Source organism: Natrinema sp. LJW11, from assembly GCF_056135975.1.
Genome location: NZ_JBWBDM010000008.1, coordinates 256,592 through 270,562 on the forward strand (window position 1 = coordinate 256,592; position 13,971 = coordinate 270,562).

11 protein-coding genes, 3 tRNA genes, 1 other RNA gene and 1 pseudogene are annotated in these 13,971 nt (G+C 63.5%); 11 read left to right on the forward strand and 5 right to left on the reverse strand.

Annotated features, from left to right (window positions below; genetic code table 11):
• Positions 1–12 precede the first annotated feature (12 nt).
• A complete protein-coding gene (locus tag AC0QDI_RS20625; RefSeq protein WP_474671386.1) occupies positions 13–1,167 on the forward strand; it encodes a nicotinate phosphoribosyltransferase in 1,155 nt (384 codons plus the stop codon).
• A 218-nt stretch (positions 1,168–1,385) separates the two neighbouring features.
• On the opposite strand, the gene AC0QDI_RS20630 is transcribed toward AC0QDI_RS20625, so the two are convergent.
• Complete coding sequence (locus AC0QDI_RS20630) at positions 1,386–1,988, reverse strand: TIGR00296 family protein (RefSeq protein WP_474671388.1); 603 nt, start codon at positions 1,986–1,988, stop codon at positions 1,386–1,388.
• A gap of 210 nt (positions 1,989–2,198) precedes the next feature.
• Here AC0QDI_RS20630 and rnpB point away from each other — a divergent pair.
• Positions 2,199–2,656: RNase P RNA component (rnpB, locus tag AC0QDI_RS20635), an RNA gene on the forward strand.
• A 169-nt stretch (positions 2,657–2,825) separates the two neighbouring features.
• On the opposite strand, the gene AC0QDI_RS20640 is transcribed toward rnpB, so the two are convergent.
• Positions 2,826–4,160: a PQQ-binding-like beta-propeller repeat protein gene (locus AC0QDI_RS20640; RefSeq protein ID WP_474671390.1), complete on the reverse strand. Its 1,335-nt coding sequence runs from the start codon at positions 4,158–4,160 to the stop codon at positions 2,826–2,828.
• A gap of 628 nt (positions 4,161–4,788) precedes the next feature.
• Positions 4,789–4,861, reverse strand: a tRNA-Arg gene (locus AC0QDI_RS20645).
• 398 nt (positions 4,862–5,259) lie between these two features.
• On the opposite strand from AC0QDI_RS20645, the gene AC0QDI_RS20650 reads away from it, so the two are divergent.
• The 3 genes from AC0QDI_RS20650 to AC0QDI_RS20660 all read left to right on the forward strand — a co-directional run bounded on the left by AC0QDI_RS20650 (position 5,260) and on the right by AC0QDI_RS20660 (position 8,269).
• Positions 5,260–6,735 (forward strand): single-stranded DNA binding protein, encoded by a 1,476-nt coding sequence (locus tag AC0QDI_RS20650; protein WP_474671392.1) that lies wholly within the window; start codon positions 5,260–5,262, stop codon positions 6,733–6,735.
• A 66-nt stretch (positions 6,736–6,801) separates the two neighbouring features.
• Positions 6,802–7,233 carry a histone gene (locus AC0QDI_RS20655; protein WP_273740845.1) on the forward strand — a complete coding sequence of 144 codons (432 nt, stop codon included), beginning with the start codon at positions 6,802–6,804 and terminating at the stop codon, positions 7,231–7,233.
• A gap of 4 nt (positions 7,234–7,237) precedes the next feature.
• The gene (locus AC0QDI_RS20660) at positions 7,238–8,269 is read left to right on the forward strand and encodes a histone deacetylase family protein (RefSeq protein ID WP_474671394.1); all 1,032 of its coding nucleotides are present in this window, start codon (positions 7,238–7,240) and stop codon (positions 8,267–8,269) included.
• A 30-nt stretch (positions 8,270–8,299) separates the two neighbouring features.
• On the opposite strand, the gene cca is transcribed toward AC0QDI_RS20660, so the two are convergent.
• Positions 8,300–9,799: a CCA tRNA nucleotidyltransferase gene (cca, locus tag AC0QDI_RS20665; protein ID WP_474671396.1), complete on the reverse strand. Its 1,500-nt coding sequence runs from the start codon at positions 9,797–9,799 to the stop codon at positions 8,300–8,302.
• A gap of 95 nt (positions 9,800–9,894) precedes the next feature.
• On the opposite strand from cca, the gene AC0QDI_RS20670 reads away from it, so the two are divergent.
• The 6 genes and pseudogenes from AC0QDI_RS20670 (at position 9,895) to AC0QDI_RS20695 (ending at position 12,164) form a co-directional block, all read left to right on the forward strand.
• A tRNA-Asn gene (locus AC0QDI_RS20670) sits at positions 9,895–10,000 on the forward strand.
• Between the two features lie 115 nt (positions 10,001–10,115).
• Positions 10,116–10,700 carry a MogA/MoaB family molybdenum cofactor biosynthesis protein gene (locus AC0QDI_RS20675; RefSeq protein ID WP_474671398.1) on the forward strand — a complete coding sequence of 195 codons (585 nt, stop codon included), beginning with the start codon at positions 10,116–10,118 and terminating at the stop codon, positions 10,698–10,700.
• Between the two features lie 206 nt (positions 10,701–10,906).
• A complete protein-coding gene (locus tag AC0QDI_RS20680) occupies positions 10,907–11,035 on the forward strand; it encodes a hypothetical protein (RefSeq protein ID WP_474671400.1) in 129 nt (42 codons plus the stop codon).
• Between the two features lie 179 nt (positions 11,036–11,214).
• On the forward strand, positions 11,215–11,661 hold the full coding sequence (locus tag AC0QDI_RS20685; RefSeq protein ID WP_474671402.1) for a group I intron-associated PD-(D/E)XK endonuclease: 447 nt from the start codon (positions 11,215–11,217) through the stop codon (positions 11,659–11,661).
• Positions 11,652–11,757, forward strand: a tRNA-Ile gene (locus AC0QDI_RS20690). The genes AC0QDI_RS20685 and AC0QDI_RS20690 overlap by 10 nt, the downstream gene beginning before the upstream one ends.
• A 167-nt stretch (positions 11,758–11,924) precedes the next feature.
• Positions 11,925–12,164: pseudogene (locus AC0QDI_RS20695) on the forward strand (DUF7563 family protein).
• A gap of 348 nt (positions 12,165–12,512) precedes the next feature.
• On the opposite strand, the gene AC0QDI_RS20700 reads toward AC0QDI_RS20695, so the two are convergent.
• The gene (locus AC0QDI_RS20700) at positions 12,513–12,770 is read right to left on the reverse strand and encodes a hypothetical protein (RefSeq protein ID WP_474671404.1); all 258 of its coding nucleotides are present in this window, start codon (positions 12,768–12,770) and stop codon (positions 12,513–12,515) included.
• Positions 12,771–13,971 lie beyond the last annotated feature (1,201 nt).

Genomic DNA, 13,971 nt, shown 5'->3' on the forward strand with positions numbered 1-13,971 from the left:
GAAACCGGTGATATGTCAAATCCGTTCGGAACCGTCCCCGCGGCGGCGATTCTCGAGGGGGACGCGACTGACGCTTACTTCGAGCGCACGCGGGCCACGCTCGAGCACGCTGGCAAGAACCCCCGCGTCGTCGCCGAAGTCACCGCCGACCAGTTCCCGACCGGGGAGTTCGACGTGTTTACCGGCATCAAAGACGTGGCGACGCTATTCGAGGGCCGCGACGTTGACATCGACGCGGTCCCCGACGGGCAACTGTTCGACGGCGGCCCCGTCTGTCGGATCGAGGGTCCCTACCTCGAGTTCGCCGAACTCGAGACCTCACTGCTCGGATTCCTCTCGCAGCCCAGCGGGTTCGCGACGGCCGCGCTCGAGGCCAGACTGGCGGCTCCCGAGTCGCTCGTCCTCTCCTTCGGCGCGCGCCACGTCCACCCCTCGATCGCGACGGCGGTCGAGCGAGCCGCGTTGCTCGCGGGTCTCGACGGCTTCTCCCACGTCGCGGCGGGCGAGATTTTGGGTCGAGAGGCGGGCGGGACGATGCCCCACGCGCTCATGTTCTGCTTCGGCGAGGGCAACCAGGCCGAGGCGTGGACGGCGTTCGACGAAGCCGTCGGCGAGGAGGTGCCCCGGATCGCGCTGGTCGACACCTTCTGGGACGAGAAGAGCGAGAGCCTGCTGGCCGCCGAGACGCTCGGCGACGATCTCGACGGCGTTCGCATCGACACCACGAGTTCCCGTCGCGGCGACTTCCCGCACATCATCCGCGAGGTCCGCTGGGAACTCGACGCCCGCGGTCACGAGGACGTCGACATCTTCTGTAGCGGCGGCCTCGAGCCCGAGACCATCCGCCCGCTGCGCGACGTCGCCGACGGCTTCGGCGTCGGCAGCCACATTACGGGTGCCGATTCGGTCGACTTCAGCCTCGATATCGTCGAAATAGAGGGCGAGCCGATTTCAAAGCGGGGCAAGCTATCGGGGGTCAAGGATGTCTACCGGACCCCCGACGGCGGTCACCACGTCGCGCTGGCCGACCGCGACGGCCCCGACGAGGGCGAGGCGCTGCTCGAGCCGCTGATCCAGGACGGCGAGGTCGTCCGGGAGTTCGACCTCGAGGCGGCCAGCGAGCGGTGTCTGGCCGACGCCGATCGGGTCGAGTTCACGAATCAATAACTTGAACTTTCCGGGCCGAAACAACCGTGCTATGAGTTCCATCGACGGTACCGAGCCGCACGCCCGCGCCGCCATCGCGAACTGATTGGCCGTTGCGTCGCGTCTCGAGACTCGACGCGCGGTCGGTACTGTCGGTCGAGAAGTAGCCACAACACCTCGCGTTCCGCGCTTCGTTCACGCTCGCGACGCGCGATTCGAACCGTTCCCCCGTTGGCCTCTCAGAGTTCCTCGATGCTGCCGTCGGCCTTCCGCTCGCGGAAGACTTGGCCTTCGAACAGCGTGACGATGACGTCGTCGTTCTGCCAGGCGCCCGGCGCGAGCTTCGCCTTCCGACAGGTTCGATCGAGGTACTCGCGGGCGCTCCAGTCGTTCTCGACCGGGACCGTCGGATACATCCAGCCGCCTTCGCCGCCGCCGTCGATGGCGACGCCGTGGGTACCGAGCTCGATATCGGCCAGTGGGTCGTCCGTCAGCACCACGTTCCTGACGGTACAGACCGAGACCGTCAGGTTCGGAAGCTCCGAGGGGCTCACCTCCGAGCCACAGGAGTCCTCGCTGGCGGCCTCGATCGCCGCGTCCACGATGACGTGGCCGAGCTGGTCGTCCGAGTGGTAGCCACCCGCACAGCCCCGCAGGCTCCCCCGGCCGCGGGTCGACTCGAGGCGGACGAACGCACCGGTCCGCTCGTAGAAGGCCTCGCGCATGCTGCCTGGTTGTTCTCGCTGCCCGTGTCGTACGTAGGAGTCGACGGATTCACGCGCGAGTTCGACCGCGCGCGCACCGTCCTCGTAGGAAAGGTCGACGCCCTGTCCCTGGGACATACAGAAGGTCAAGGGGATAGTCGTCCTAAAACGCTTCCATTCGTTACGGTGCTCTTTTTGAGTCTCCGACCGGGGCACTTATTCGACCGACGCCCCAAGAGACGGTGGGAGAGAGAGCCTGGCTGCCGCGATGGTCCCGCCGGCAACGGCGCGACCACCTGCGTGCCCATCCTTCGGGATGCATCACGCTCTAACGTGGACCGTCCCTCCGGGACGCCCCACGCCCGCGAGGAAAGTCCCCCCACCCGTTCGGGCGGGTGACCGGACGCAAGTCCGGAGCGGGAGACCGCTGGCTCTGGAACAGAAACGACACGTCTCGGCCAGACCGATGATGCGCGCGAACCCGACCGAGAGGAAGGGGAGTTGACCCGCAGAGGGAACGCGTGGCCGCTTTGCGGCCACGTTCGTGAGGCGGTGCGAGAACCGCCGAACGGGCGAGCGGCGGAAGCCGCGAGCCGTGTGCGGTCGCGACGCGTGGTTCGAATCCACGAATCGCGCCATCGGCGCGATTGACCGCACACAGACGGCCGAGGATCGATGGAACGGCGAATCCTCACCGGTGCAAGTCCGCGCCGTGGTAGCCCGAACACCCCGCGGCTCCGCCGCGGACGGCGCGGACGCTCAGCCGAATGCCGGGTCGAACAGAAGGGGGCTTACTCCTCTCACCCAGTTTCACCCCGAGAGCGATCGCGCCGGCTCGAGGCGGACTCGAGTGTTCCAACGGCGCGTGCGAACCCCGTCTTTCCTCACCGTCGACCACTGCGGATCGATTCCCGAAGCGGGAGCGCGGTCGGCCCGGCTTCGGTCCCGTCGGGTCCGCCGAGCCAAACTCTCTCGCTATGAGAGCCAACTCCACATCGTCCGGAAGATAAATCCGGTTCGCCGTTCTCCGTCGGTTTCCGAGTCGCCACTCTCGTTTTGAACGTCGGTCTCTCTGCCCGCCTCGGTTTCGGTCTGTTCGTCCCGCACCTCGTCCGCGGTATCCGAGTCCGGCCCGTCTGTTTCGTCGGCTTCACCGCGTTCGTCGTCTCCCTTCGCATCCTCGTCTCCTTCGTCGCGTTCGCCCTCGTTCGCGCGAATCGCGGTCAGCCCGCCGTCGTCGATGTAGATCGTTCGATCGGCGACCGCGCACCGCCCTCCCACGAACGCGCTCTCCGTTCGCGAGAAGATCCACTGCTCGCCGCCGTCGTCGAGGTCGAAGGCGACGAGCGAGTCTTCGTACTCGCCGCCCTGTACGCCGAAGCTGACGAGAACCGTATTGCAAGCGATCACTGGATCGCCGATACTGTGCGAGTATTTCCCCACGGACCACCGCTCGTCGCCGCTCTCGAGGTCGATCGCGACGAGTTCGTATCGCGTGACGAAGACCAGCGTCTCCCCGCCGACGGCGAGTCGACGAATCCCGCCGTCCCACCTCTCCTCGCGCTCGCCGGTCGTCGAATCGTAGGCGGCGACCTCCTCCGACTCGGATCGAACGAATACCCGCTCGTCGGTCGCCACGAGGTCGTGGAGGTAGTAATAGTACGTATCGGTCGTCAACTGCTGCTCGCCCGTCAGCGGATCGAGACCGGCGATCACTCCCGTTTTGGCGAGCGCGAAGACGCGCTCGTCGGTGACCGCCACTCCTCCCTCGAGCGTTCGATCGACCTCGTTCCGTTCCTCCCAGGGATCGCCGACGGTCACGGTGACCGAGTCCCGACGCCAGTCGATCTCGCCGGTCTCACAGTCGATCGCGGATAGACCGCCGTCGGTGCAGACGTACACCCGCTCGAACGCGACCGTCGGCGGCGAGATAGCGGGGTCGTCGGCGTCGGAATCGGTGGCGGCGTCGGAGACCGAGGTTTCCCATCGAACGTCCCCGCTCGCGGCATCGAGCGCGGTGACGCCCCGCTCGCCGCTCACGAATACGGTCCCGTACGCGACCGTCGGCGGGTCGCTGGCACCGACCTCCTCGCTTTGCCACTCGAGCGACCCGTCGGCGGCATCGAACGCGTGCACCGCCCCTTCCACCGGGAGATAGACGGTACCGTCGTCGACGACCGGCAATCCCCCGGCGTCGGCCGTCCAGTCGACCTCGAGGGCGTCGAAATCGAACCCGTCGCCGAACCCGTGATCGGAGCCGACCGCGGCCGTGTTTCCGCATCCGCCTCGAGCGGCGGACCAGCCTGCCACAGCCTCCGGCGGCTGCGGCGGGAGCTCGCCTCCCGCGTCGGCCGTCGAAGCCGCACTCCCCGACCCGACAAACACGCTACTGGCTGCAATAGTCGTTGCACACCCCGTCAAGAACCGTCGTCTCGTGTTTCTGAACACACACTTCAACGGTGCGGTAGCTATCCTATATATTTTACAACTAAACTAGTTTCTACATGAAAACAGACGGATCCGTATCGTTTCAGATCTGCAATAGTCTCCGTACGCCGGCAGAGGGCAACGCGGACATCGTGTCGAGGATCTCTCGACAAACACGGACGAGGCGCTTCGCTCATCGTCACTGTGTCTGGGAAACCCGTCCTGACGGAGTCCAACGCGAACGAAGTGAGCGTTGGGCACGTCAGGACCGAACGACGAAGCGAGCGCTGAGCGACGCGAAGCACTCGTTAGGAGTGAGCGTCCTGACGGAGATTTAAACACGCCGAGACGTTCCGGGTCGCTCACTACGTTCGCTCCCGGGCTGCGACTCGTCTGCTCAAATCTCCGGGGAGTTTCACCGACACCAGCCGCTCGCTGCTCACGGCTTCGCCGTTCGCTTTTCGTGGCGCTAACGCGCCACGCGTCGCTCGCGGTTTGGTGTCGGCAGAAACGTCCTGACGGAGATTTGAACTCCGGTCCCTGGCTCCGCAAGCCAAGAGGATAGTCCACTACCCTACCAGGACTCATCTCTTCGTAACTGTCTGGACATTAAAGCCCTTTCGAAAGGCTCCCGTTGCCGCCCCTGACTTTCGTGACCGCTGTGGGCTCAATTCCGGCTCCTCGAGTTTGGCCACCGGACTCATACCATCGTCTTCTCTCGGCGGTTCGCCGCCGAATCGGCGTTCCGAACGATTCCCCGCTCGCGCACGGCTGCACTGACGTTTATATAACAGGGCGCGGCCAGTGAGACGCATGATCCCCTGTGCGAGCCCCGTCGTCGCGCGGTCCGGACGAGCCGTTTCCGACGGCTCGAAACTGCCGGGTACGACACGGATATCCCCCGCCTCCGTCGGACGAAGCGACACGCTGGGATACCGAATGGATAACGCTTATGCGCGGGCTACCCATGCACGAGCATAGAATGAGCGACATCGAGGGCGTATATGAGGACCTCGAGGCCGACGTTTCTCTCGAGGAGTTTCGCGAGGCCGTCGAGGCGAAAGTCGAGCAGATGGGGGGACTCGCGGACGAGGAGACGGCGGCGATGCTCGTCGCTCACGAAGTCGGCGAGAGCGAGGTCGGCGGTATCGCCGACATCGAACCCGGGATGGAGGAGGCGAAGTTCCTCGCCAAGGTGCTCTCTATCGGCGAGGTGCGCACGTTCGAGCGCGACGGCGAGGACGCGGACGGGCAGGTCGTCAACGTCGAGGTGGCGGACGAGACCGGTTCCGTGCGAGCGGCGTTCTGGGACGACCACGCCCAGGCCGCCATCGAGGAACTCGAGGAGGGCCAGGTCCTGCGGATCAAGGGCCGGCCCAAGGAGGGCTTTTCCGGCGTCGAAATCAGCGTGGACGACGTCCAACCCGACGATGACACCGAGATCGACGTGCAGGTCTCCGATACGTACACCGTCGAGGATCTCTCGCTCGGTCTCTCGAACGTCAACCTCGTCGGTCTCCTGCTGGACACCGACAGCGTGCGGACGTTCGATCGCGACGACGGCTCCGAGGGGAAGGTCTCGAACCTCGTGTTGGGCGACTCGACCGGTCGCATCCGCGTGACCCTCTGGGACGAGCAGGCCGATCTCGCAACCGAACTCGAGGCCGGGACGACCGTCGAAGTGATCGACGGCTACGTCAAGGACCGCGACGGACAGTTAGAACTCCACGTCGGCAACCGCGGTGCCGTCGAGGAAGTCGACGAGGAAGTCGAGTACGTCCCCGAGAGCACGCCGATCGAGGAGCTCGAGATCGATCAGCTGGTCGATATCGCCGGCGTCGTTCGCTCGGCCGATCCCAAGCGAACGTTCGACCGCGACGACGGCTCGGAGGGACAGGTCCGGAACATCCGCGTCCAGGACGCGACCGACGATATCCGCGTCGCCCTCTGGGGCGACAAGGCCGACATCGACATCGGCCCGGGCGACGAGGTCGCACTCGGCGACGTCGAGATTCAGGACGGCTGGCAGGACGATCTCGAGGCCTCCGCGGGCTGGCAGTCGACGATCACGGTCCTCGAGTCCGATTCGTCCGACACCAGCGGGTCCGAGGGCGACACGGGCGGCTCGAGCGACGAGAACGCCGGCCTGTCCGCCTTCGCCGGTGACGACGGCGACTCGGGCGAGAGCGACGCCGGTGAGAGCACCGCCTCGAGTGCCTCTCGCGACACCACCGACGAGAGCGCCAGCGCCGACGCCGAGCCCGACTCGGACGACCCGTCCGACGGCGAGGAACGCGAGTTCACCGGCGTCGTCGTGCAGGCGGGCGACCCGATCGTGCTCGACGACGGCGAAACGACCATGAGCGTCGCGACCGACGCCGACGTCGGCCTCGGCGAAGAGGTAACCGCCCGAGGAGTCGTCCGCGACGGTCGCCTCGACGCAAACGACGTGTTCTGATGCGGCGAGCAACCTCATCGGCCGCCTAGGAAAAGCGTTAAGGGAGTTAGCTTCGCCTATCATGATATGAACGTCGAACTCCCGTTCGCCCCGGTGGATACGATCATCCGGCGGAACGCAGGCAATCTTCGGGTGAGTGCTGACGCGTCGAAGCAACTCGCAACGCGGATTCAAGAACACGGGAGCGAACTCGCAATCGACGCCGCCGAGGAGGCGACGGCCGATGGCCGGAAGACGCTGATGGCCCAAGATTTCGGCGTCGAAGCGGTCGTCGACAAGGACGACCTCGAGCTCCCGGTCGCGCCGGTCGATCGCATCGCCAGGCTGGAAATCGACGATCGCTATCGCGTCTCGATGGACGCCCGCGTCGCCCTCGCCGATATCCTCGAGGACTACGCGGATAACGTCGCCCGGGCGGCCGCGACTCTCGCACACCACGCCGACCGGCGGACGATCACCGACGACGACATCGAGACGTACTTCTCGCTGTTCGAGTGAGCAGATGCAGTTCGGCTACAGCGAGCTCTGTCTCGCACACGATCCCGGTTCGCGCCACCCGGAGTCGCCGGACCGGTTACGGGCGATTCGGGAACGGCTGAAGAAGAAACACGGCGTCACGTACGTCGAGAGCGATCCGTGCGACATCGACGCGATGGCGGCCGTCCACGACCGCGAGTACCTCGAGTCCGTTCGGGAGTTCTGTGCCGACGGCGGCGGGAGTTGGGATCCCGACACCGCCGCCGTCGAGGCGACCTGGGACGCGGCCTGCCAGAGCGCCGGGCTCGCCTGCTGGGCCGCCGAGGCGGCGCTCGAGGGCGATACGGGCCGTGACACGCCCTTCTCGATCGGTCGACCGCCGGGCCACCACGCAGTCTACGACGACGCGATGGGGTTTTGCTTCGTCAATAACGCCGCCGTCGCCGCCCAGTACGCCCTCGATCACGACGCGTACGACGTCGACCGGGTGGCGATCCTCGACTGGGACGTCCACCACGGCAACGGGACGCAGGACATCTTCTACGACAGGGGCGACGTGTTCTTCGCCTCGATCCACGAGCAGGGGCTCTACCCCGGCACCGGCGACGTCGACGAGACCGGCGAGGGAGAGGGCGACGGGACGACGATGAACGTTCCGATGCCAGCCGGCACCGACGACCGGGAGTATCTGGCCGCCGTCGACGGGCCGATCACCGCCGCGTTCACCGCGTTCGATCCCGATCTCCTCCTCATCAGCGCGGGGTTCGACGCCCATCGTCACGACCCAATCTCGCGGATCCGGCTCTCGACGGAGGCCTACGCGCTGATGAGCGACCGCATGCGGTCCCTCGCCGGCGACACCGACGCCGCGCTGGCGTTCGTCCTCGAGGGCGGCTACGGACTGGACGTGCTCGCCGACAGCGTGGCGCTCGTCCACGAGACCTTCGACGGTCGCGAACCGATCGAGCCCGACGACGAACCCGGCGACAGTGCCGAATCGGCCCTCGAGGACGTACTCGAGGCCCACGATCTCGACGTGGATCTGGACGAGCTCTGACGGAAACGGTCGCCGTAGCGCCGGCGCTCCTCAGGGCCGAGGGTCGAAGTACGTTCGCAGTTCTGTCCCGAATTCCTCGAGCAGCGCCGTGATCTCCGTCCCGACCAGTACGTCGTACTCTTCCTCGAGTGCCGTCTCGACGTGTGCACCCAGTCCGACGTCGAAGAGGCGGTCGCTCTCGAGAAACGCGCGGGCGGTGGTAAACTCCCGTTCGCGCTCGGTAACGTAGCGGCCCCCCGCGATGAACGGACCGTAGGCGTCGGGGTCATCCGCGTACGACCCGTAAAAGCCGGTCGCGTGGTCGCGGACGTGGACCGGTGGGCCCTCGTGGCGCTCGACGGCCGGCCGCTCGCCGACCGCGAGTTCGGCGAAGATGACGGCGGTCCCGTCGGCAACAGCCGTCGCCCGAAAGACGTCGAACCCGCGATCGTCCAGCCCCTTCGTGATGCCCGCCAGCGATTTTCGAAGCTGCGGATAGAGCTGATCCTCGACGAGGTCGGGGGCGTCGAACCGGACGGCAACGGGCGTGGTAGCCCGGCGCTCGAGGTGGTCGCGCAGCTCCGACTCGGACAGCGGCTCCGGATCGTCGGGTTCGAAACGGTCGATTCGCGGGGACGCGAGGAATTCCCGGGCGTAATGCTGAAAGCGAGCGACGTTTTCGGCCGAGCAGACCGCGGCGACGTTGCGTTCGGGATCCGTCGGATCGATGACGATCAGCGGATCGTCGAACGGGAGAGTGGCGTCGCCGATCCCCTCGTCTCGAGACGACGATGCCGTCTCTCGCCCGCGGCCGTGTTCTTCGGGGTCGAGTTCGACCGGCGGCCGCCAGTCGGCCGCGGCCTCGAGCAGCGGCCGAAACCCGCCGTACTCACAGACGAGGAGCTCCGTGAGATAGCCGCTGAACCCACGGGTTCGGAGGTCGCTGCCGTAGACGCCGATCCCCTTGAGGAACTGTTTGGTGACGCGGACGGCTGCCGCGAGCTCGTCGTCCAGTCGCCGCTGGAGGTACCGCGTGTGAAACGGCGTCCGATCGACCGCCGAACGGATTTCGGTCGCCGATTCGAGTCGGAAACAGGGGACGACGTCGACGTCGAACCCCTCGACCGTCCCCTTGACGTAGGGATGTTCGGCGTACTCCTCGTGGCCCTCGGGCAGGGTCGCGTGGCCGACCTCGAGACCGTACTCCTCGAGCGTTTCGCGGTCGAGAGCCGACGGGAATCGGACGAAGATGTCGATGTCGCGGTCGCCGCTGGTCCAGGTGTTTCTGGCGGTGGAGCCGACCTGTAAGACGTCGGCGTCGGCACACAGGTCGGTCGCCGCGGCCTCGGCTCGATCGATGAGCCGGTCGGCGACCTCGCGGAGTCGCGCGCGTTCGTCGTCGTCGGGGGTGACCCGCGATCGAATCTCGGCGACGACCCGCTCGAGGTCGCGATCCGGCTCTCGATCGTCGGGCTCGTCACCGTCGTCAGCGCTGTTTCCGCACTGACCGCCGGAACCGTGGTCCGCGCTGTCGGCGTCCTCCTCGCTCATTGGGAACGCGTACTCGAGCGGTGCGTGAAAGAGTATCGAACCCGAAGCAGGGAAAACGAAAGCCCTATCAAATACACCCGATTACCAGATGATGAGCCGAAGTAGCTCAGATGGTAGAGCACCTCGCTGTTACGGCGACTCAGGGATTCCCTGTCCGCCGCAGATACGAGGTTGTCCCAGGTTCGAGTCCTGGCTTCGGCGCTTCTCGATTCGTCTCGATTGGGTGAGTTGTAACCGACGATCCAACTGTCATCCGCGAGTTCGACCACCGGTTTTCGGGAGAGGGATTATCGTCCTTCGCCAGTGACGTAGACACATGACCAGCGACGGCGACGACCGACGGAGTACAGACCACCACGGACACGATATCATCGACCCGCTTTACGTTGGAATCGTCACCGTCTCCAGTTCTCGTGCGGGCACGGCGGATCCCGACGATCCGGGCGGAGACACCATTCAGGACTCTTTCGAAGCCGATGGCCACGAGGTCCGAAAACGGCTCCTGGTCCGGGACGACTACTCGGCGATCCGAACCGCCGTCCGGGGCCTCGTGGCACGCCGCGACATCGACGTAGTGTGTACCACGGGCGGCACCGGTGTCACCGTCGACGACGTCTCTCCGGAGGCGACCGCATCGCTGTTCGAGCGCGAGCTGCCTGGCTTCGGCGAACTGTTTCGTTCGCTCTCGTGGGACGAGGTCGGAACGCGAGCGATGGCCTCGCGCGCGACGGCGGGAATCGCCGTCGACACGCCCGTCTTCTGCCTCCCCGGGAGCCGGAGCGCCTGCGAAACCGCCTGTGAGGAGCTGATCGTCCCCGAATCGCCCCACCTCGCGGGACTGGCGACGCGTCACCGCGCCGGGACGACCGATCAGACGCTCGCGGAATACCAGGACGAGTAGGCGAGTTGCGGTTCCGGTCTCCAGACACGCCTCTTGACTGCGGTTCCGGTACTCGAGCGGCGGTTTCCTCCTCGAAACGCGGACTGCCTGTACCTGCGGACGGGGAAACGCGACTATCCGCGGGAGTTCGTCCTGAGACGGCGAGGCGAACAGTCAGCTCTCCTGTAACAGCCTTTATTGTGCCCAAGGGCGTGCATTCGATTGCTATGTGTCACCACTTCGAATCCGTGACCGACCTCGACGCCGAGGAGCGCGAGGACGCCCTCGAGTCTCACAGCGAGGCGGAACTCGAAGCCGAGCTGAGTGACGACGAACTCGAGGCGCTGACTGCGTAGGTATCGGCTCGAGACGACGGGATCTCGAGATGGCAACGAATACTCGGTAATTCACTTCCTCAAATTGCGCTTTGAGACTAGCGTAGCATAGTGATCAAGCGAAACTTTGGATTATAGTGCCCCGAATACATTCTATTTCATAATAAATTTTAAATTCGAGCCCTCACTTAAAACCAATAATGGAAGAGGCCTTTCAGAACCTATCAGAACCGCAGAAAAAAGGCGACGCAACAGAGGGGATTATTAAGGCAGAGTTTCTTTCACGTGGAATTCCTGTTCTTGTCCCTGGGTCGGATAATTTACCGTATGACCTCGTGATTGACAGAGGGTCGGATCTACTACGTATTCAATGTAAGACGGCATCCAGTAACGACGATGGCAAAGTTCGATTTGAAACACGGAGTACGAGGGTGAAGACGCAGGGCTATGAGAGAGCAGGATACGATGGGAAGATTGACTATTTCGCTGTGTACAATCCTGTGATTGGAGAAACCTATCTCGTACCAATTCAGGATGCTCCAAAAACAGGGATGGAGATACGGTACCAGAGAACCAAAAACGGCCAGACAGCAAGGGTTAATTGGCATGAGGATTATCTCATAGATACGCAACTATCGGGCCCTTAGCTCAGTCTGGTTAGAGCGCTCGGCTCATAACACAATCTGACTCGTGAGATCGTGTGAGACACCGAGTGGTCGATGGTTCGAATCCGTCAGGGCCCATGCGCAAAAAACCCGAGTGTGGCCGAAACTGATTCGGCCGATAACCGACCTTTGAACCACTCGAAGTGGAATTTTTCATATCCCGAACAATCCTCGTCTGAACCTGAACCGAACCAGTCACTGGTTCCGGGTCGTCGCATTCGTGCGAAAGTAGTAGTCGAAACGCGGTGGTCGGCGCGACGGTCGCAGCGTGGCCGTCGGTCGACAACTCGACATCCAAGCACTGCGGAGCCCATATCACCGACCGGTTCCGTTGCGTCTTCGGTGGCAACGACGATCGGGCCAACCGCTGTGGTGACCCCGATACGTACACTTGACTGAGCCGCGGCTCCGCTGTTGGCGTCGAGGTCGGGCTTCTGGATCCGGAGACATCGCCCGGCCGTCACGGTGGTGAGGGCGATTTGTAGCTTGTTCGTCCCGGCGAATTGGCTTACGGCGGAGTCGAACGCCGATAGCCCATCCGGCCCAGCAAGCGACTACGAGGACGTTCGGCGGGCGCTCGAGAATCGGGCGGTCTGCACCGCCGGTGGAATCGATCAGTCCTCGAGCGTTACTGATCACAGTCCCTCGGCGTTCTTTAGCAGCCGAAGGAGAATACCGAGCGTCAGCACCATCGCGATACCGAACGTCACTGCGATACTTAGAGTCCCTGTACCGATCATACTCGTACTCGAGCAGTGTCTCTCAATAAGATACCGGCTCGAGAACTCCATTCTTTGGGACTATGCCGATCGATCACTACAGCCAGACAGTGATCACGAGGGCGGTTGTTCGCGATGAGCCGCCTCGTCGAATCCGATGAGGGCGAGCGGTCCGGTGACCGTGTTGACACGCTTCGTCGTCTGTGCCCGTCGTGTACGCGCGATGTTCTCAACGCGCCGGAAGGGGGGGCCGTTTGAATCATCGAGCGCGACGCCCTCGCGCTCGAGCAGCGTCGGGAGGCCGCTGAGACGCTCTCGGCTCGAGCGGTGGCGTTCGAGGTCGATATCGAGATCGCTGTCACTACTGAGCAAAATCGTGTCTCGAGAAACGCTGGCTAGGGGCCAGCGTCGGAGCCCCACCCCCATAGGTGTGTGTCAAGTGGGTGGGTTTGAGATCGAGTTTGACAATGTGGCTAGTGACTTTCAAGCCGGAACGATCTCAGGGTGCGGCGAGGTTCCGTCTGTCTCGAAGTCGGACACATTCAGCCGGGTAACGACCGAATCCTCTCCCCGCCACGTGTCTCTTAGAATTCCGCAAAGATAGTCTTGTTGGCAGCCTGTCACCTATCGAAACTATCGGTAGTGATATCCGAAACCAACTAATCGCCTCCGGCCACCCTATTCGGAGGCATTCCCACTTCCCATTCTTTAAAAAATGGTTGCGAGGTCGTTCAGCGCTTCATCGGCCTGTTCATGGTCGAGAATCACTTCGCGGGCGTCGTCATCAGGATTGTGATCGGGCTATCGGACCGTCTGGTGGAGGTTGGGGTGGACGCCGTCGATGGTACCGAGAAATCGGATGACCTCCCGGAGAGTGTCCATCTGGCACTTCAAGTTCGCCTTCTCGAGGTTGCCGTCGTTTCGTCGACAGGGGCGGTACTCGTGCGGCGTTCGGCCCAGCAGCTCGTTCCGGTTATCACCATTTTCTCACCGTCTCGGGTGGCCCCGTCAGGACCCATGGATTTGTCGGTACTGTGAACAGACGACTTGATGACTTGGAGTCGCGAAACAGTCGTTTAACCGCGGTCAATTCAGTCCGTCTCTATTCTCTGCTATGAGGCGTGTGAACTGAATCAAATATGCAGTGGGGGTGCAAACCATAGTAGACACTGAAACTATTCATACACTGATCGCAACGCGTTCAGGTATGTATTGAATTCCAACGGCTACTATCTCAGCAAGCCATACGGCGATGTCGATTTGACCGAAAGTACTCTCAGTACTGTTCATCAAGAGCCTCTCGGTCCGATATCTGACTCTTCACTACTGTTTTGCAGTTACCATGTTCCGGATAACGATACTGTCCTCTCAATGTGTGGCACTGACTACCTTCGGACCTGAGGTTCGCAGGCCTTAAGTAGTGATCGGCGATTACAACTATGTACGAAGATGTGGCGACGGGGCGTTTGGATACGCCGCGTTGTCACGGACGATCTGGGTCCGAAGGGGTTATGTACCCCTGACGGCTTATGAATACGTCCGAAGGAGATGAGGATCCTACCCCTGCGGTCCG

Excerpts from the sequence above, each read along its gene's own strand:
- AC0QDI_RS20625 (WP_474671386.1), top strand. The coding sequence starts at position 13 with ATGTCAAATCCGTTCGGAACCGTCCCCGCGGCGGCGATTCTCGAGGGG.
- AC0QDI_RS20630 (WP_474671388.1), bottom strand. The coding sequence starts at position 1,988 with ATGTCCCAGGGACAGGGCGTCGACCTTTCCTACGAGGACGGTGCGCGC.
- AC0QDI_RS20650 (WP_474671392.1), top strand. The coding sequence starts at position 5,260 with ATGAGCGACATCGAGGGCGTATATGAGGACCTCGAGGCCGACGTTTCT.
- AC0QDI_RS20655 (WP_273740845.1), top strand. The coding sequence starts at position 6,802 with ATGAACGTCGAACTCCCGTTCGCCCCGGTGGATACGATCATCCGGCGG.
- AC0QDI_RS20660 (WP_474671394.1), top strand. The coding sequence starts at position 7,238 with ATGCAGTTCGGCTACAGCGAGCTCTGTCTCGCACACGATCCCGGTTCG.
- cca (WP_474671396.1), bottom strand. The coding sequence starts at position 9,799 with ATGAGCGAGGAGGACGCCGACAGCGCGGACCACGGTTCCGGCGGTCAG.
- AC0QDI_RS20675 (WP_474671398.1), top strand. The coding sequence starts at position 10,116 with ATGACCAGCGACGGCGACGACCGACGGAGTACAGACCACCACGGACAC.
- AC0QDI_RS20680 (WP_474671400.1), top strand. The coding sequence starts at position 10,907 with ATGTGTCACCACTTCGAATCCGTGACCGACCTCGACGCCGAGGAGCGC.
- AC0QDI_RS20685 (WP_474671402.1), top strand. The coding sequence starts at position 11,215 with ATGGAAGAGGCCTTTCAGAACCTATCAGAACCGCAGAAAAAAGGCGAC.